Origin of the sequence: Novosphingobium sp. SG707, assembly GCF_012275515.1 — a bacterium.
GTDB lineage: Bacteria > Pseudomonadota > Alphaproteobacteria > Sphingomonadales > Sphingomonadaceae > Novosphingobium.
Window position 1 is genome coordinate 329,616 of record NZ_JAAZQL010000005.1, and the last position, 18,301, is coordinate 347,916.

Consider the following 18,301-nt stretch of genomic DNA (forward strand, 5'->3'; position numbering starts at 1 on the left):
TTGGCGCCAACACGAAACGGGGATGGGGCGACACAATTCATGCATGCGACCGAACGCGAAAGGCTGATTCTCGAAGCGCTGGCCCCATCCGGCTTCGTGTCCTATCGCGATCTGGAAAGCCGCCTCGACGCCTCGCCCGCCACGATCCGCCGCGATCTGACGCGGATGGAGGCCGAGGGCCTGTTGCAGCGCGTGCATGGCGGGGCCAAGCTGAGCGAGGCCGAGGAGAGCGAGCCGTCACGCGCCGCCTTGCTGGGCACGCCGTTTGATCAGTCGATCACGATCAACCTTGCCGCCAAGCAGGCGATTGGCCGGGCCGCCGCCGCCCTGTGCGAACCGGGCGAGGGCATCATGATCGACGGGGGCAGCACCACGGTCCAGATGTGCCCGCATCTCGACGGGCTCGACCTTCAGGTGCTGACCAATTCGCTCCATATCGTCAACGGCCTGCTGCCGCAGAAGGGTACGCGCATCCTCGTCCCCTCGGGCAGCGTGTTTCGTGAACAGAACATCATCCTGGCTCCGGCGGGCGAGGATTCGATGCCGCGCTTCCACGCGCCCAAATTGTTCATGGGCGCCGCCGCTGTGGGCCAGCAGGGCGTGATGCAGCATGACATCATTCTGGTCGCCGCCGAGCGCCGGTTGGTGGACCGGGCGGAACAGGTGATCCTGCTGGTTGATTCCAGCAAGTTCGCCTCATCCTCGGGCGTGATCGTCTGCGGGCTGGATGAGGTGGATGTGCTGATTACCGATGAAGGCATCACCCCCGCGCAGGCCGATATGGTGCGCAGCGCGGGTGTGCGGCTGATTATCGCTTAACCGGCCTTCACGACCTTTTGATCGATGGCGCCAAAGGGTTTGGCGCCGGTGCTGGTGATGGCTTCCATGCGGATGGTATCGCCAAAATGCATGAAGCTGGTGGTCGGCTTGCCGTCGGCAATCATCTCGATGGCGCGGCGTTCGGAAATGCAGGCCGAACCGCGCGCGGCATATTCGGCATTCGACACCGTGCCCGACCCGATGATCGTGCCCGCCACAAGGTCGCGGCTGTGCGCGGCATGGGCGATGAGTTCGGGGAAGGAAAAACTCATCTGGTCGCCGCGCACGAGGCCGAAACGCTCGCCGTTCCATGTGACGGAGAGGTCCGCGCCGATCCGCCCGTTGGCCCAATCCGCGCCCAATTCGTCAGGCGTCACGGCAAAGGGCGCCATCGAGCATGGCGGCTTGGCCTGAATCCAGCCGAAGCCGGTTTTCATTTCCACCGGCGCAATCGCGCGCAAGGACCAGTCGTTGATCTGGACCAGCAGCTTGATATGGCCCGCCGCCTCCTCGGGCGTTACGCCCATGGGGACGGCATCGACGATCACGCCGAACTCGCCCTCAAAATCAATCCCATCCGCCTCGGATGGCAGGGGGATGGCGTCATGGGGGCCGTAAAACCGGTCCGACACGCCCTGGTACATGAGGGGGCGATCGGTATCGTGCGGGGGCGAGTTGAAGGCGATCTGCATCAATTCGCCATGGGTGGCAAAGGCCGAACCGTCGAGCCATTGCCACGAACGCGGCATGGGGGCCATGATCCGCGCCGGGTCCAGCACCCCGCCCGCGCCCGTTTCCAGCAGGGCCGAGAGCCGCCCCAGCATGGGCAGCGCGGCATCCCAATCGGCGATGGCCGAGATCAGATTCAACCCCGGCGCGGAGAGATAGCGCGCGCCATCGGCGGAAACCACAACCAGTTCGCCATCGGGGCGTCCGTTGCGCAAAGTTGCCAGACGCATGATTATTCCTCGATGATGGCCACGGCGCGGGTCCAGCCTGCGGATGCGCCCTTGATCTTGTGGGGGAAGCACGAAACGGTGAAGCCATGCGGGGGCAGGGCCTCAAGATTATGCAGCTTTTCCAGATGGCAATAGCCGATATCGCGCCCGGCCTTGTGCCCTTCCCAGATGAGCGAGGTGTCGCCGGTTTGCGCCACCTTTTCCGCCGTCAGGGCAAAGGGCGCGTCCCAGCTCCACGCATCGGTGCCTGTTACGCGCACGCCGCGTGTGGTCAGATACATCGTCGCCTCATAGCCCATGCCGCAGCCGATGTTGACATAGTTGGGGTTGCCCACCGCCATGCCCGCCGCCGTATTGACCAGCACGATGTCGAGCGGCTGCAATTCATGCCCGATGCGCTTCAACTCATCCTCAACATCCTGCGCGGTCACGACATAGCCATCGGGAAACGCGCGGAAGTCGAGCTTCACCCCGCGCTGGAAACACCATTCCAGCGGGATTTCATCAATGGTCAGCGAGCGCTTGGCCTCGCCGCTGGCCGCGTCCATCGTGGGATGGAAATGATAGGGCGCGTCCAGATGCGTCCCCGAATGCGTGGTCAGGCGGACCCATTCGGCGGCGGCGAAACCGGCCCCGTCGGGGGTCTGCTCGGCCGTGATGCCGGGGAAGAAATGGCCCAGTTCAGGCAGGGTCTCGCTGTGCACCTGATAGGTGATTTCCGGCTTCAGGAACGGCGGATCGGTGATCACATCGTTGCACAGCGTGATCGACAGGTCGATAAAACGGCGGCTCATGCGGTAAACCCTCCCAGCGTTTCGGCGAACCAGTCGGCGATGTAATCACGGCCATAGGCCATGTTGTCGGCGCCGACATGTTCCACCCCGCCTTCGCGGGCGGTAAAGATCTTTAGCTCACGCCGGGGGCTGTTGACCAATTGATCGTAGCAATCGTGGGCATAGGAAACGCTGATCTGCCGATCATCGGCGCCGTGCGTGACCAGGAAGGGCACCTTGACCCCGCCCATATGGCCGTTGAGGTTCATGGCTTCGGACTTTTGAAGGAATTCCTCCATCGTTTCCGCGCCAAAGGCCCACATCACATGCGCCCAGTAATGCGGGACCGGGTTTTCGCCCTCGCGCTTCATGCGCTTGCCCTGCACCTCGCGCCAGTTGTGGTTGGCGCCCCAGCAGGCGCCCGAGGTAAAGCGCGGTTCATAGGCCACCGCGCGCGGGGCAAAATGGCCGCCCAGCGAAATGCCGGTCATGCCGATGCGCTTGGGGTCGACGTCGCTTTGGGTCTCCAGCCAGTCCACCGCCTTGCTCGCCCAATTCTCGCTGTGCGGATCGACGGGCAGACCTTGCAGGCGCAGCGCCTCCCCGCTGCCGGGCTGATCGACGCAGAGGGTTGAAATACCGCGCTTGGCCAGCGCCTCGGGCAGGCGGCTCCAGTAGAGCAGCTCCTTGCAGCTATCCAGACCGTTGCAATAGACGACCACCGGGCGCGGGCCTTCGCCTTCGCCGCGGGTGTAAAGCGCGGGCATCGTGCCGGTGCTCAGCGGGATTTCCACGCGTTCACGGTTGATCTTGCCCAGCTTCGTCGATTTCTCGAAAGTGGCCATCGCCTTGGCATAGGTTTCCTTGCGGCCCGGCGCGCCATGGCCCTGCATACGTTCGGCCACGAAGAGATAGAGCGAGGCGCGCTCCAGCTTGGCGCTGGCCGAAAAGCCGCGGCCCTTGGCCTCATCCTCGGCGGCCAGCTCCACCAGCCTGTCGCCCATCGCGGCCCATTGCTTCATGAAGGCCGGGGTTCCGGCATCGCCACCACCGGCGGCGGCATCGATGATCGGCTGGCACATATCGACGATCTCGCCGATCTGCCCGCCGCTTTCCAGAGCGATGGCGACCGACAGGTTCCAGATATAGTTGGGAAAGGGGGAATAAAGCGCCACGATGGGGGTTCCGTTCAGAAATAGGGATGCGGGTTGACGGTCTTGGTCTGAATGGGCTGCAAGACGTCCCAATGCTCGACGATCCGGCCATTCTTCAGCCGGTAGAAATCGGCCACCGTGCCGCCTTCACCTTCCGGCCCGGTGCGACCATGCAGGTGGATCACCGCCTGATCCCCATCGACCAGAATGCGCTTGATGACAAAGCGCGAGCCGGGGCGGGTGAACATCGGTTCCAGGGCGGCGATGGCGGCCTCGCGGCCATCGGCGATGCCGGGGTTGTGCTGGATGTAATCGGGGGCGACATGATCGATGAACGCCCCGCGCACATCGCGCAGATCGTAAAACTTATGCGCGAAATCGGCCATGATGGCGCGATTGCGCTCGGTGGTTGAAGCGGGGCGCGCCTGCGCGGCGACAGGCGCCAGAGCGAGGACCGTCGCCAGCAGGACGCGCCCGCGCATTATGCGTCGACCGCCACAAAGAGACCCGCGTTTTCATGGGGATGCGGCATGGTCTGCGGTCCGCCGACGCCAATGCCCCACTGGTCCATGACCATCGGTGCAGGCGTGTAGACGGTGGCTTCGCGGGTTTCGAAGTCCACTTCTTCCAGCTCGGCGGTATATTCGGTGACGAAACCGCCCGGCGTGACGAAATAAGAGAAGGTGTTGTCGCCCGCCGTATGACGGCCCGGACCCCAGCGGATGTCAAAGCCCTTCTGCTTCAGGCGGTGGCCGCCGCGCATCATGCCGTCGACGCCTTCCATGTCATAGGCGACATGGTTGAGGCAGGCAGGACCGGGCAGGATGGCAAAGCGGTGATGGGCATTGTTGCAGCGCAGGAAGCACATGAAATCGCCCAGCCAGTCCGAAACCTTGAAGCCCAGCACATCGCAGAACCACGCGACCAGCGCCTTGTGGTTGGGCGAATGCAGCACGATATGGCTGATCTTGACGGGCACGCCTTCCCAGCGTGCGATCTCGCGCTTTTCGCCGCGCGCCACATCGGCGCTGATTTCCATCTGGAGCCCGTCCGGGCTGAAGAAGCGGAAGCCATAGCCGCCGCCCGGCGTGGTCAGCTCGCGCGGGGCGTGGACGATCTGGCCGCCTGCGGCCTCGACCTTGGCGGCCAGGGCATCAACATCGGCGCGCGTATCGGCCGACAGGGCGATGACATCGACGCGGTTTTCCTCTGCTGCGCGCAGGCGGACCACGTGATGCTCGTCATGGCCCTGCGCCTTGAACCAGCGCATTCCGTCGCTCGAAGCCACCGGCTCCAGACCCCAGACATCGGTGTAAAAGGCGGCCTCGGCGTCCAGATCGGTGACGCCATAGCCCACATAGCGGATTTCGGTAACTCGGCTCATTCTTGTGTTCCTTGGATCAGATGGGCTGCGAGACGACGGCGAACATTTCCTGCGTCGCCTTGGCATTGTCGACGGGCGGGCCTTTGCCGATCTGGCCGTGGCAGATCTCGAGGCTCTTCTCGACGATGAACCGGCAGCGTTCAAAGCGGCGATTGCGGAAGGCGGCGAAGGCTTCCTCCGGCGTTGCGGCCTTGGCGATTTCATCGGCCAGCACGATGCTGTCCTCCACCGCCATGCCCGCACCCTGGCCCAGATGCGGCGTGGTGGCATGGACGGCATCGCCGATCAGCACGACCCGGCCCACGTGCCAGTCGCCATAGAGCATCATGCCTTCGAGCGGGCGATAGACCACGCCTTCGTCATCGGTGATCTGCTCGGCCAGCGCCTGAATGGCGGGCGCGGTTCCGGCCAGCTTGCCGCGCATGACGGCGGCGATGCCTTCCTTGGGATACCACGGATTGTCCGGCTCGGGCGTGGTCACATACATATACATCAGCGTCTCGCTGATCGGCACGAGGCCCACGCCGGTCGGGCCGTTATAGACATGCAGCGCGTCCAGATCGGCCGGGCGCGGGAAGTTGTAGCGCCACACCGCCTGCCCGGTGAACTGCGGCTTGGGCGCGTCGGGCATGATGGTCTGGCGCGTTTGCGAATAGACGCCGTCCGCACCGATCACGATGGCATAGGTGCCCGTGCTGCCGTCCGAGAAGGTGACGTTGACGGCATCGCCGGTGTCTTCGATCGACTGCGCGGTGATGCCAAGATGGATCTGCGCGCCCGCATCCTTGGCCGCATCGCCCAGCAGCTTGTGCAGCGCGGGGCGGCCGATGCCCATATTGGCGGGCAGGCCGGGCGCGACCGGGTGGCCGGGAATGCGCGCGATCTTTTGCCCATGCGGCAGATAGATCTCCACCGCGTCAAAGCCTACGCCCGAGGCCAGATAGCCTTCGAGAATGCCCAGTTGCTGGGCTGCGGCCAGCACGTTCGATTGCTGGATGATGCCGACGCCGTAAACCGACCAGTTGGGGTCGCGTTCGATGACGGTGACGCTATGGCCTGCCTTGCACAGGGCAATAGCGCTGGTCAGGCCGCCGATGCCGCCGCCGATGACGAGAATGTCGAGATTGTTCATGGCCGCGCCTCGTGCGCGGCGCCAAAGTGCTGGCGCATATGCTCTCCCCATGCGCCGCGTGGGGCGCGTTGATGGGGATATTTACCCGTGTGCGGGCCAATCTGTAAAAGTCATTGTCTGGATCAATGTCCATAAATTTTTTTTATGATGTAGTCTGGGCCGCCAATCGCAATTGCTCTCGCAGCCAGACCAGCCCCGCATCATCACGCCGCGCCTCGTGAAACTGCGCCATTTCGCGCAGGCGGGGGAAAGGGAACGGCATGGGCGCAAAGGCCAGATCGAATTGCGGCATCATCGCGCGCACAAGGCGTTTGTGCAAGACGGCAAGCCGCATCGTGTTTTGCAGAAACCACGGCACGCTGGCAAAGGAGGCGACCTCGATGTCGATCCGCCGCTGTCGCCCCATGCGGGCAAGCTGCGTGTCGGCAAAGGTGGCCGCGCGGCGCGTGCCCAGCGCCACGCCGACATGGCCGGCGGCAAAGAATTCATCTGCGCTCAGCCCCGAGGCAAAGATCGGATTGCCCGCCCAGCCGACCACGACCTGCTCTTCTTCATAAAGGAATTCAGAAGGATGCCAGGGAGCCAGCAATTGTTCGGGTGCGATCAGCAGGTCGATCTTGCCGCCCTCCAGATCGTCGGCATTGCGCTCGGTGGGCTGCATCACCTCCAACTGGATTTGCGGCGCGGCGGCGGCCACTCGCTGCGCCAGAGCGACCAGCACCGCGACCATCACATAGTCCGAGGCGTTGATGCGGAACCGTCGCGTGGAGGTGGCCGGATCGAAACCGGCGGGGGTGGCGATGGCCTGTTCGACGCTTTGCAGGCTGCGCTGGATCTGGGGGTGCAGGGACTCGGCAAAGGGCGTGGGGTGCATCCTTTTGCCCACCTGCACCAGCAGTTCATCACCGAAATAGGCGCGCAACCGGCGCAGCGAGGCGCTGGCGGCCGGTTGCGTGAGGCCGAGGCGTTCGGCGGTACGGGTGACGCTGCGCGTTTCCATCAGGGCGGAGAAAACGACCAGCAGGTTCAGGTCGAGCTGTTTGAAGCGCATGGTATGCCGTTCCTCTGCTTATGGGAAAGGCGATAGATCAGAATCGATAATAATGAAAGCGGGGCGGACATGCATGCCCGCCCCGCCATCGGAGAGATCAGAAGTGCCGATCCATCAGAACTTCAGGCTGGCGCGCACGCCAAAAGTGCGCGGCGGCTGGAACTGATAGGTGTTCTTGCCCGCCACATAATTGCGCGCGCCATAGGCCAGCACCACCTTGTCGGTGAAGTTGCGGATGAAGGCGTCGATCTGCCAATTGCCCTTGGCGGGCTTGAAGTTGATCGAGGCATTGCCCGTCACATAGGCGCCCGAACGCGTGTCGGCATCGTTGAACACGTCATAGTAGAAGGCGGCCGAATATTTGCCGTCGATGCGCGGGGTGAACGTGCCGAAACCGGCCTCGATCGGACGCTCCACGCCAAAGGTGGCGACGAAATCGGGCGCGTTGGGCAGGCGGTGGCCGCTGATGTCGCGGTTGTTGCCCGCGCCGTCGAGCACCGTGATGCCCTTGCCGAATTCGGTGTGCAGCAGCGCGATGTTGCTGTCGAGGCGGAAGCCCTGAACCAGCGCGACGGTCTGCAGTTCGGCGCCCATGATCTTGGCCGAACCCACGTTGAAAATGCCCGAGCCGCCCGAGAGCGCGTCGGTGCTGCGCGAGGCCTGATAGCCGCGATAGTCGAAGTAGAAGGCCGCCGCGTTCACCTGCAGATTGTTGCCGAAGAAGCGGTTCTTCGAGCCGATTTCCCATGCCGAGAGCTTTTCGGGCGCATAGGCCACCGAGGCTGCCGAGCCGTTCGAGTTGAACCCGCCCGCCTTATAGCCGGTGTCGAACTTGGCATAGAGCAGGCTGGTCGGCGTGACCTGATAGTCGACGCCGATGTGATAGGTCGGCTGGCTGGTGCTCATGTTGCCATTGCCCGGCGTGGTGAGCGTCAGGCCCGGCGCAAAGGGGCTGCCCAACGCGGGCAGGAAGAGCACGGCATTGCCGGTGCGGAACTTGCTGTCCCAGGTGTTGCGCGCGCCCAGCGTGATCTTGATCTGATCATTCACGCGATAAGCGATCTGGCCGAAGACGGCGTTCGACTTGGTGGCGATGTTGTAATCGAACTTGATGCCATAGACGCCCGGCTGGCCCAGCGCCGAGAGCGGCCCGCCCGGAGCGAACAATCCGGTCATCTGCACATTGTACAGGCCCGAATTGATGACATTGGTTTCCTTGAAGTTGAACCAGCCAAGCTGGAAGAACACGCGGCTGTTCGCATTGTTCGACAGGCGCACTTCGTGGTTCCAGGTGGTGGGGTCTTCGCCCTGGATGAACTGGCGCACGGCCGGATAGACCGGCCCGGTGGCATCGGTGTGGCGGCGGAAGCTGCTCTTGTCATAGCCGCCCGAGTAGATCAGCGAGAGCCCGGCGGGCAGCGCGTCATAGACCGCCTCCCAACGCACGCGGTCGCCGGTCAGCTTGGTGGAAGAGGGGGCGGTGTTGGCAAAGCTCTTGGCATTGCCGAAATCGGGGCGCACGCCGATGGCCGAATCCATCGTCACGTCGCCGACATTGTCGACCTCGTCATGCTGATATGAGGCCCAGAGCTTGAGCCCGTCCACCGGCTTCCACGCGGCCTGGAAACGGCCCGAGCCGACCTTCTGATCGTCGCCGCGCAGCGCGGCGCCGTTGTAGAGGCCGGTCAGGTTGCGATAGCCGTCATGCGAATGATAGGTGCCCGAAGCGCGCACCTGAAACCGGTCGGAAACGGCAATGTTCACGCCCGCATCGGCGTCGAACGCATTGTAATTGCCGGTGCCGAGGGTGACATAGCCGCCGGTCTTGGCATTCGGGCGGTTGGTGATGATCGAGACAAGGCCGCCAGTTGAATTGCGCCCGTTGAGCGTGCCTTGCGGACCTTTGAGCACTTCGACGCGGGCCACGTCATACATCGAGGACTGAATGTTGAACGAGCGGTTGGTGTAGAAACCATCGCGCGCGATCGGCACCGAAGGGTCGCCGGTTTCGGTCACGTCGGTGGACGCGATGCCGCGCACCGCGACATAGGCCGCGCCCGTGCTGGTGGTGATGTTCAGGCTGGCGTCGATGCTGGACAGGGCCTGCATGTTCGTCACGCCCTTGGCCGCCAGATCGGCGCCCGAATAGACGGTCAGCGCAATGGGCGTCTTTTGCGAGGTGGTTTCCACGCGGCTGGCGGTGACGACGATTTCGGAAAGGCCGCCGGTCTTGGCCGAATCGCCGGCGGGCGCCTGATCCGCGGCATGGGCGGGCATGGCGAAAAGGCTGACGGATGCGCAAAGCGCTGCGGCAAGACCGCGGTTCATGGCAATTCTCCCAGATGGCCGAAGAGGCATTCGGCTTTTTGCAAAATTAAAACTCTTGTTCTAGATAATGAGCGTTCCGATCCCCTGTCAATATGGTTCGCAAAGGGCCGCGTTGCAGACAGGCAACAAACGCGCCGCCGGCGCGCCCGATCCGCAGCCCGCCTGAGGCCCCGTGGGGCCAATTTTGCCCGAAAAACCAATAGAGCGCGGTGATGCAAGATGGCCGAGAATGATTATCACCGCGTCTGCTCTGAAATGGCCCATTTGCGCCAATTTTGGTGGCTTAGATGCTTTTTTGCAACGAATCATTGATGGCAATATGGGCTGTTTCATAGATCCTGTTGATGCACCGATCCGATACCGCCACCGGTGCCGGAGTCGCACCCCAATCCTGCGGAATTTTGCGTTCCACGCTTAGCCAATCTGGCGGACGATCTTGACAAGGCGCTGCGCCCCGCTCTAACTTTCAGAACAAGAGTTCTAATTAAAGTCTGCGGCGGCCCGGTGTCATGCCGCAATCGGGAGAGAGTCTTGAGCGTCCAATCCATCGCCCCGCGCAAGGCGGGTCCTGCGCAGGGCATAACGCTGGTCACCGTGGCCTTTTTGCCCATCGTGGCGATCGTTTCGATGTTTCCGGCCGTGCCCGCGATCATCGAACATTTCGCCGCACGCGATCCGGCCGCCATCGCCAAAGTGCCCGCCATGGTTTCCGCGCCGGGGCTGACGATTGCCCTGTTGGCGCTGATTGCCGGGCTGCTGGTCGACCGTTTCGGGCGGCGCAGGCTGCTGCTGGTGTCCACCGCGCTTTACGGCTTTGTGGGGGTGGCGCCCTTCTTCCTCGACTCGATTGACCAGATCTATGTCTCGCGCCTTGCCCTTGGTGTGGCCGAGGCCGCGATCCTGACCACGCTCAACACGCTGGTGGGTGATTATTGGGACGAGAAGGACCGCCGCTTCTGGCTGACCATTCAGGGCCTTGCCGGGCCGTTTCTGGGCAGCGCGGTGATTTTTCTGTCGGGCTATCTGACGGCGGTGCAATGGAACGGGATCTTCCTCGTCTATGCCGTCGGCTTTCCCGCCTTCCTCGCCAGCGCGGCCTTTCTTTATGAACCGGCCAGTGATGCCACCGCCCGCAAAATGCTGGGCATGGATAAAGGCGCCGAACCTTTCCCATGGCGCAATGTGCTGACCTATGCGGGCGTCACCCTGCTGGGCAGCGCGCTTTATTACGTGTTCATCATCAATGGCGGCATCGTGTGGCAGGAAATCGGGGTGAAGGATCCCGCCGCCATCGGCCGGATGACCAGCATCCCCAGCCTGTTCGTGATGGTGGGCGCGGGCGTGTTCTGGTTCACGGGCAAGATGGGGCCGCGCTGGCAATTGTTCTCGCTCTTTGCGCTGCTGGGCGCGGGGCTGGTCACCATCGGGCTGATCCATGACTGGCGCGGCATGGTCGTGGGCATGGCCATTCAGCAGACCGGCGCGGGCATGGCCGTGCCCTGCCTTGTGGCATGGGCGCAAAGCCATCTGCCCTTTGCCCATCGCGGGCGGGGCATGGGCATCTGGACCGCGTGCTTTTTCTTCGGCCAATTCTCCTCGCCGCTGCTGGTCAGCCTGCTGCGCGAGCATTTCGGCCATATGCAGGGCGCCTTTGTGGCGGCGGGGGTGTTTGGCCTCGTCTGCGCCATTCTGGTGCTGATCGTTGTTTCGGGGCGCGAAAAAGCCCCCACCGGAGCGTAAAATCATGACATCGAAGATCAAACGGGGCGTCAGCCTCTACAGCTTTCAGGAAGAGATGTTCCTCGGCAAAATGACCGTCGAGGATTGCGTGGCCTTTGGCGCCAGCATCGGCGCGCCGGGCATCGAAATCCTGCCCGAACAGAATATGCCGACCTTCCCCAACATCAGCGACCGCCAAGTTGGCGAATGGCGCGATATGCTGGCCCGCCACGGCGCGCATTTCACCTGCTATGACATGTTCCTCGACACCAAGCGCCGCAAGGACCGGTTGATGACGGACGAGGAGCAGGTCGAAAGCATCCACCGCGACCTGATCCTGTGCAACCGCCTTGGCATCAGGAACATGCGCATCCTGATCTTCGTGCGCCCCGACATTCTCGAAAAATGTGTGCCCATGGCGGAAAAGCTGGATGTGCATATGGGGGTCGAGGTTCATGCGCCGTGGCATCTGGAGCACGCCTGGATCCTGCGCACCATCGAGGTTGCCGATCGCCTTGGCACCAAGCACCTCGGCATCCTGCCCGACATGGGCATCTTCATGAAGCACTATCCGCCCGCCTTCCGCGCCCGTTTCGAGCGTCAGGGCGCCCGCCCCGAAGTTACGCAATTCATCGTCGATCAGCACGAACAGAAGGTGATGTGCGAATACACGATCTTCGAAGTCGCGGTGAAGATGCAGGGCAACAAGGCCGAGGTGGCCATGGCGGAAACATTGCGCCACGCCCCCTATGCCAACCCCAAGCGGATCGGCGATTACGCTCCCTATTTCCGCCATATTCAGGCCAAGTTCTATGAAATGAACGAGGATTGCACGGACCCTGCCATCGCCTATGACGAGGTGATCCCGGCGCTGGTCAAGGCGGGCTGGGAAGGCACTTTGTCCTCCGAATATGAAGGCAATCGCTGGATTCAGGACGTGCATGAGGTGGACAGCCGCGAACAGGTCCGCCGCCAGCATGTGATGTTCGAACGCCTGATCGCGCAAGCTGAAGCGGCATGAGGCGCGCGCTCGCCCTTGCCCCGTTGGCGTTGACGTTGGTTCTGGCCCCTGCGGCTCATGCTCAGATGCCGGGGCCCAGCCGCGAGACGATCCCCGCCCCCGCGCAAGCAGGCGCCATCACGCTCAACGCCGATGCGCCCGACCGCGAGGTCTGGCACCGCGACAACGGCCTGATCGCGGTGCGCAATGTCACGCGCCCGACGATCACGCCCTTCCTGCCCAAGGGCAAGGGAACCGGCGCAGCGGTGATTGTCGCGCCGGGCGGTGGCTTCCTCGGTCTGGCCATCGAAAAGGAAGGCTGGCAGATCGCCCGCTATTTCGCCGATCACGGCATTGCCGCTTTCGTGCTGAAATATCGCGTGCTGCCCACCCCTGCCTCGCAGGCTGAATTTGCCGACCAGTTGACCCGTGCGATCCGCGGCGAAAAGGTCGCCATGGCCAGCCCGCCCGAGGACACCCCGCCCGAGGCGCTGGCCGATGGGCTGGCGGCCTTGCGCTATGTGCGCGGCCATGCCGGGCAATGGGGCGTGGACCCGGCGCGCATCGGCTTCATGGGCTTTTCCGCTGGCGGTTTTCTGACCCGCAGCGTGGTGGAAAAGGCAGGCGCCGATATGCCCGCCTTTGTCGCCCCGATCTATCCCAATATGGCGGCGATGAAAGTGCCCGACAATGCCCCGCCGATGTTCGTGGCGATTGCGGCCGATGACTTTCTGCTGGCGCGGGCGGGCGGGCCAAAGCTGATCGATTCCTATCGCGCGGCGGGCAAATCCGTCGAGTTTCACCTCTTTTCCTCCGGCGACCACGGCTTTGGCCCCGGCGCGCCGGGCACGCCCACCGAAGGCTGGCTGGACGTGATGCGCCGCTGGCTGCGCACGCGCGGCATCATCAAGGAATAAAACCATGTTTGACAAATATATCATCGACCCCGCCACTGTTGCCAACACCGGCCCGGCCGATGCGCCCACCGGTTTCTCCTTCACCACCAAGCTGGGCTATTATCGCGGTCTTGGCCTTTCGATGATCGAGGATCTGAAAGTCTCGATCGACGGCGAGGCGCTCCCCCGCGAGGCGATCACGTTTGACGAAGGCGAAGGCCCGCTGACGCTGGACGAGATGGAGACGGCCTTTGACCGCCGCTGGCCCTTTGGCGCCCCCGCGACGATAACCGTGGCGCTGCCCGGCGGCTTTCCGGCGGGCGAGCACAAGCTCTCGCTGCAACAGCGCCTGCGCATTTCCTATATGCCTTTCCCGTCCTTCAACAATGACGAGAAGGTGATCAGCCTGTGATCGACCGCAGGGCCATGTTGGGCGCGACTGTCGCCCTTTCCGCCGCCGCGTCCTCGGCTGTAGGTGGGGCCCTGCACGCCGCAGGCAAGGGCAAGCCGTTCAACCCCGTTTTCCCCAAGGGTTTCCTCTGGGGCGCGGCCACCGCCGCGCATCAGGTCGAGGGGAACAATACCTCCTCGGACGTGTGGTTTCTCGAACATATGAAACCCACCGTCTATGCCGAACCCTCGGGCGATGCGGCCAACAGTTTCCTGCTGTGGGAACACGACCTCGATCTGGTCAAAAATCTCGGCCTCAACACCTATCGCTTCAGCCTGGAATGGGCGCGGATCGAGCCGGAGCAGGGCCTGTTCTCCATCGCCATGCTCGACCATTACAAGGCGATGATCGACGGCTGCCATGCGCGCGGCCTTACCCCGGTCGTCACTTTCAACCATTTCACCACGCCACTTTGGTTCGCCGCGCTGGGTGGATGGCATGGCGATGATGCGCCCGCCTTGTTCGCCCGCTATTGCGACCGGGCCGCGCGCCATCTGGCGGGCGGGATCGCCTATGCCACCACGCTCAACGAACCCAACCTTTCGGGCAAGCTGGGCGAATTGCTACCCGGCGATTTCGTGGGCGCGGACAAGGCGATGGTTGAGGCCGCCGCCAAGGCTTTGGGCGTGGCGGTCTATCAGCCGGGCAATCCGCTCTACACCCCCGATGGCGCCCGCACGCAAAGGCATCTGCAGGAAGGCCACCGTCTGGGCCGCGCCGCGATCAAGGCGGTGCGCGGTGATCTGCCCGTCGGCGTCAGTCTGGCCATGCTGGACGAACAGGCCGCGCCGGGCCTGCCCAAGGGCGCGGTCAGTCTGCGCGATGCCAAGCGTGAGCATTTCTATGGCGAATGGCTGCGTCTGGCCAAAACGGATTGCGACTTCCTCGGCATCCAGAATTACGAACGCAGCGTGTGGACCGACAAGGGCAAGCTGCCCAATCCGCCTGGCGCCGTGACGAACACGATGGGGGCAGAGGTCTATCCGCCCTCGCTGGCGGGCGTGGCGCGCTATGCCCATGCGCAAACCAACCTGCCGATCATGGTGACCGAACATGGTGTGGGCAGCGAGCATGACGAGATCCGCGCGAATCTGATCCCCGCCGCGCTGACCGAGCTGAAAAAGGCGATGGATGATGGCGTGCCAGTGATCGGCTATTGCCACTGGAGCTTGATCGACAATTACGAATGGGTGTTTGGTTATCGCATCCGCTTTGGCCTGTGCGAACTGGACCGCACCACGTTCAAGCGCACGCCCAAGCCCAGCGCCGGGGTGCTGGGCCGGATCGCGCGCGCTAATTCGGTCTAAATTTCCAGCGCCACCTTGCCCGCGATTTCGCGCGCGGCAAGGCGGCGCAGGATGTCCGGCCCTTCGTTCAAAGGAAAGACCTGCAGGGGCGGGGGCGGCATCGCGCCATTGGCCAGCATGGCGAACACGTCCGCCATATTGGCCCGGTGAATCTCGGGCGTGCGTTTCGTAAACGCGCCCCAGAACACGCCGACAATCGCTGCTGATTTGAGCAAGGGCAGATTGAGCGGGATGGCCGGAATCGCCCCGCTGGCAAAGCCGATCACCAGATGCCGCCCCTCGGGCGCGATGGCGCGAAAGGCGATCTCGCTCAAATCCCCGCCGACGGGATCGAAGATCACATCATAGGGCCCGGCGCCCCTGATCGCCTCCTGCGAATTGTCGATCAAGACCTGTGCGCCCTGCTGCCGCGCCAATTCGCGCTTTTCCGCGCTGGAGGCCGCAGCCACCACCCGCGCGCCCATCGCCATGCCCAGCGCCACCGCCGCAAGGCCCACCCCGCCGCCTGCGCCCAGCACCAGCATCCGCTCCCCCGGCATCAGCCCCGCGCGCTGGCGCAGGGCATGGATCGCGGTGCCATAGGTCATCAGCAGCGCGCTGCCCGTGGCGAAATCCGCGCTGTGGGGCAGGGCGACCAGATTGGCCGCATCGACCACCACCTGCTCGGCAAAGGCGCCCTGAACCGTCATCGCGCAGACCCGGTCGCCCACCTGCCAGCCCTGGACATCGGCCCCGATGGCGTCGATCACCCCCGCTGCCTCGCTGCCGGGAATGAAGGGCGGTTCGGCCTTCACATGATAGCGCCCCTCGATCATTAGCGTGTCGGGGAAATTGACCCCGGCGGCATGGACGGCGATCCGCACCTGTCCTGCCCCCGGCTCCGGCATCGGCCATTCGCGCAGACGCAAGGCCTCGACTATATCCTCATTTCCGAATATACCAATCTTCTCGCAGACCAGCGCGCGCATGGGCATCTCTCCGGCATCGGCCGCATGGGGCCTTTATGCGGATCAGCCTATTAAAATATGCACTCATATGCAAATTTATAATGGACAGTGCGGCGATCATCGCGCATAGAGCGGATAAGGCGAGCTGCCGCGAAGATGGTATGGCGGCATCGCCAATGCAAGAGAAGGATGTATCAATGAGCGCGATCTATATCGTCAGCGGCACGCGCACGGCGATCGGCGATTTTGGCGGCGGGCTGAAAAGCTTCATGCCTTCGGAACTGGCGGGCCTTGTGGCCGCCGAGGCGGTGCGCCGCGCGGGCGTGGCGGCGGGCGATGTCGAACATGTGGTGATGGGGCAGGTCATCCATACCAGCGCCAAGGATGCCTATCTGGCGCGCGTGGCAGCGCTCAATGCGGGGATCCCGCAGGAGGCCCCGGCGCTGACGGTCAACCGCCTGTGCGGATCGGGGCTTCAGGCGATCATTTCGGCGGCCCAGATGATGAAGCTGGGCGAAGCGGGTGTGGCGGTTGCGGGCGGGGCCGAGAGCATGTCGAACGCGCCCTATCACGACCATGGCCAGCGCTGGGGCCGCAAGATGGGCGATGCCACGCTGGTCGATGCGCTGGTCCAGACCTTGTCCGATCCGCTGGGCGGGTTTCACATGGGAATCACCGCCGAAAACGTGGCCGAGCGCCACGGCATCACGCGCGAGGCACAGGATGCGCTGGCCGTCGAGGGCCATGCCCGCGCGATCCGGGCCATCGAGGAAGGGCGCTTCAAGGAGCAGATCCTGCCAGTGGAAATCAAGACGCGCAAGGGCGTGACCGTGTTCGACACCGACGAACATCCGCGCGCGGGCACCAATGCCGAGAGCCTTGCCGCCATGAAGCCGGTGTTCAAAAAGGACGGCACCGTCACCGCCGCCAATGCCAGCGGGATCAACGATGGCGCGGCCGCCGTGGTGCTGGCCACCGGCGATGCGGTGGCGGCCAAGGGGCTGAAACCGCTGGCCCGGATTGTCAGTTGGGGCCATGCCGGGGTTGAACCGGCGCTGATGGGCGTGGGGCCGGTGCGCGCGGTGCCGGTGGCGCTGGCGCGCGCGGGGTTGACGCTGGCCGATATGGACGTGATCGAGGCCAATGAAGCCTTTGCTGCGCAGGCACTGGCCGTGGCGGGCGAACTGGGCTTTGACCCGGCCAGGCTTAATCCCAATGGCAGCGGGATCGCGCTGGGCCATCCTGTAGGGGCAACCGGGGCGATCCTGACGGTCAAGGCCGCCTATGAATTGCGCCGTACCGGCGGGCGCTATGGCCTGATCACCATGTGCATCGGCGGCGGTCAGGGCATCGCCATGGTGATCGAAAACGTGATCGAGGCGGTGTGATGGCGGATTATCGCTTCATCAAGGTTTCGCGCGCGGGCGATGTGGTGACGATTGCGCTGAACCGGCCTGAGAAACTGAACGCGCTGACGCCCGCGCTGTTTGGCGAATTGGGTGATGCGGTGGCCGATGCTGCGGCACAGGGCGGGCGGGCGCTGGTGCTGACGGGCGAGGGCCGGTTCTTCTGCTCGGGCGCCGATATTGCCCCTGATGGCGCGGGCTATGAGGGTCTGCCCGAGGATCTGGGGGCGCTGCTCGACGCGGCCTATAATCCCTTTGCGCGGCAATTGGCGGCGCTGAACATCCCGGTGGTGACGGCTTTGAACGGCCCCTGCGCGGGGGCGGGCATGAGCATCGCGCTGGCGGGCGATATCGTGGTGATGGGCCAGAGCGGCTATCTGCTGCTGGCCTTTGTCAACATCGGCCTGGTGCCCGATGCGGGCGCGACATGGCTGGTGGCGCGCAGCGCAGGTCGTGCGCGGGCGCTGGAAATGGCGCTGCTGGGCGAACGCATGGGCGCCGATGAGGCGAAGGCGGCGGGGCTGGTTACGCGGGTTGTGCCCGATGACGATGTGCTGGGCGAGGCGCATGCGCTGGCCGCGCGTCTGGCCGCCGGGCCAACCCGCGCAATGGGCCTGATTCGCCGACAGGTGGCTTTTGCGCTGGAACAGGGTTTCGATGCGACGCTGGATGTGGAGCGGGAGAACCAGTCGATGGCCGGTCGCACCGGCGATTTCGCAGAGGCGATCCGCGCCTTTGGAGAAAAGCGCAAGCCGAAATTTTCAGGCCGCTAAGGCCTTGGTTCAGATCATGATTTGAAAAAGGTGCAACCATGAAGTGTTTGGTGCCGATCAAGCGGGTGCTTGACTACAACGTGAAGCCACGTGTGAAGGCGGATGGGACGGGTGTTGATCTGAGCAATGTGAAGATGAGCATGAACCCGTTTGACGAGATCGCGGTGGAGGAGGCGGTACGCCTGAAGGAGAAGGGCGCGGC

The 18,301-nt window shown here is 63.8% G+C and carries 17 protein-coding genes and 1 pseudogene; 9 read left to right on the plus strand and 9 right to left on the minus strand.

What is annotated here, in order from left to right; genetic code table 11:
* Positions 1 to 39: 39 nt before the first annotated feature.
* Complete coding sequence (locus FHW92_RS16655) at positions 40 to 819, plus strand: DeoR/GlpR family DNA-binding transcription regulator (protein ID WP_168604389.1); 780 nt, start codon at positions 40 to 42, stop codon at positions 817 to 819.
* Here FHW92_RS16655 and FHW92_RS16660 read toward each other — a convergent pair.
* The 8 genes from FHW92_RS16660 to FHW92_RS16695 all read right to left on the minus strand — a co-directional run bounded on the left by FHW92_RS16660 (position 816) and on the right by FHW92_RS16695 (position 9,600).
* Complete coding sequence (locus tag FHW92_RS16660) at positions 816 to 1,778, minus strand: fumarylacetoacetate hydrolase family protein (RefSeq protein WP_168604390.1); 963 nt, start codon at positions 1,776 to 1,778, stop codon at positions 816 to 818. The two genes, FHW92_RS16655 and FHW92_RS16660, sit on opposite strands and share 4 nt — an antisense overlap.
* 2 nt (positions 1,779 to 1,780) lie before the next feature.
* Positions 1,781 to 2,572 carry a cyclase family protein gene (locus FHW92_RS16665; protein ID WP_168604391.1) on the minus strand — a complete coding sequence of 264 codons (792 nt, stop codon included), beginning with the start codon at positions 2,570 to 2,572 and terminating at the stop codon, positions 1,781 to 1,783.
* The gene (locus tag FHW92_RS16670) at positions 2,569 to 3,726 is read right to left on the minus strand and encodes an alpha/beta fold hydrolase (protein ID WP_168604392.1); all 1,158 of its coding nucleotides are present in this window, start codon (positions 3,724 to 3,726) and stop codon (positions 2,569 to 2,571) included. The genes FHW92_RS16665 and FHW92_RS16670 overlap by 4 nt, the downstream gene beginning before the upstream one ends.
* A 14-nt stretch (positions 3,727 to 3,740) precedes the next feature.
* The gene (locus FHW92_RS16675; RefSeq protein ID WP_168604393.1) at positions 3,741 to 4,187 is read right to left on the minus strand and encodes a nuclear transport factor 2 family protein; all 447 of its coding nucleotides are present in this window, start codon (positions 4,185 to 4,187) and stop codon (positions 3,741 to 3,743) included.
* Positions 4,187 to 5,089: a VOC family protein gene (locus tag FHW92_RS16680; protein ID WP_168604394.1), complete on the minus strand. Its 903-nt coding sequence runs from the start codon at positions 5,087 to 5,089 to the stop codon at positions 4,187 to 4,189. Before FHW92_RS16680 ends, FHW92_RS16675 begins: the two co-directional genes overlap by 1 nt.
* Positions 5,090 to 5,105: 16 nt before the next feature.
* Positions 5,106 to 6,221 (minus strand): FAD-dependent oxidoreductase, encoded by a 1,116-nt coding sequence (locus FHW92_RS16685; protein ID WP_168604395.1) that lies wholly within the window; start codon positions 6,219 to 6,221, stop codon positions 5,106 to 5,108.
* A 142-nt stretch (positions 6,222 to 6,363) separates the two neighbouring features.
* Positions 6,364 to 7,272, minus strand: coding sequence for a LysR family transcriptional regulator (locus FHW92_RS16690; RefSeq protein ID WP_168604396.1), 909 nt, complete (start codon positions 7,270 to 7,272; stop codon positions 6,364 to 6,366).
* Positions 7,273 to 7,386: 114 nt separating this feature from the next.
* Positions 7,387 to 9,600, minus strand: coding sequence for a TonB-dependent receptor (locus FHW92_RS16695; RefSeq protein WP_168604397.1), 2,214 nt, complete (start codon positions 9,598 to 9,600; stop codon positions 7,387 to 7,389).
* A gap of 531 nt (positions 9,601 to 10,131) precedes the next feature.
* Here FHW92_RS16695 and FHW92_RS16700 point away from each other — a divergent pair.
* From FHW92_RS16700 to FHW92_RS16720, 5 genes are all read left to right on the plus strand, one after another.
* Entirely contained in the window at positions 10,132 to 11,340 is a 1,209-nt protein-coding gene (locus FHW92_RS16700) for an MFS transporter (protein ID WP_168604398.1), read from the plus strand.
* A 4-nt stretch (positions 11,341 to 11,344) separates the two neighbouring features.
* Positions 11,345 to 12,340, plus strand: coding sequence for a TIM barrel protein (locus FHW92_RS16705; protein WP_246870210.1), 996 nt, complete (start codon positions 11,345 to 11,347; stop codon positions 12,338 to 12,340).
* 65 nt (positions 12,341 to 12,405) lie between these two features.
* Positions 12,406 to 13,236, plus strand: a complete 831-nt coding sequence (locus FHW92_RS16710; RefSeq protein ID WP_246870211.1) for an alpha/beta hydrolase — start codon at positions 12,406 to 12,408, stop codon at positions 13,234 to 13,236.
* Between the two features lie 4 nt (positions 13,237 to 13,240).
* Complete coding sequence (locus FHW92_RS16715) at positions 13,241 to 13,627, plus strand: DUF6379 domain-containing protein (protein ID WP_168604400.1); 387 nt, start codon at positions 13,241 to 13,243, stop codon at positions 13,625 to 13,627.
* Complete coding sequence (locus FHW92_RS16720; RefSeq protein WP_349237702.1) at positions 13,624 to 14,973, plus strand: family 1 glycosylhydrolase; 1,350 nt, start codon at positions 13,624 to 13,626, stop codon at positions 14,971 to 14,973. Before FHW92_RS16715 ends, FHW92_RS16720 begins: the two co-directional genes overlap by 4 nt.
* Here the strand turns inward: FHW92_RS16720 and FHW92_RS16725 are convergent.
* Positions 14,970 to 15,941 carry an NADPH:quinone oxidoreductase family protein gene (locus tag FHW92_RS16725; RefSeq protein ID WP_168604401.1) on the minus strand — a complete coding sequence of 324 codons (972 nt, stop codon included), beginning with the start codon at positions 15,939 to 15,941 and terminating at the stop codon, positions 14,970 to 14,972. The genes FHW92_RS16720 and FHW92_RS16725 overlap by 4 nt on opposite strands.
* 176 nt (positions 15,942 to 16,117) lie before the next feature.
* On the opposite strand from FHW92_RS16725, the gene bktB reads away from it, so the two are divergent.
* The 3 genes and pseudogenes from bktB to FHW92_RS16740 form a co-directional block, all read left to right on the plus strand.
* Positions 16,118 to 17,308, plus strand: coding sequence for a beta-ketothiolase BktB (gene bktB / locus FHW92_RS16730; RefSeq protein WP_168604402.1), 1,191 nt, complete (start codon positions 16,118 to 16,120; stop codon positions 17,306 to 17,308).
* Positions 17,308 to 18,099, plus strand: a complete 792-nt coding sequence (locus FHW92_RS16735) for an enoyl-CoA hydratase-related protein (RefSeq protein ID WP_168604403.1) — start codon at positions 17,308 to 17,310, stop codon at positions 18,097 to 18,099. Before bktB ends, FHW92_RS16735 begins: the two co-directional genes overlap by 1 nt.
* A gap of 38 nt (positions 18,100 to 18,137) precedes the next feature.
* A pseudogene (locus FHW92_RS16740) lies at positions 18,138 to 18,301 on the plus strand (electron transfer flavoprotein subunit beta/FixA family protein); the annotation flags it as partial.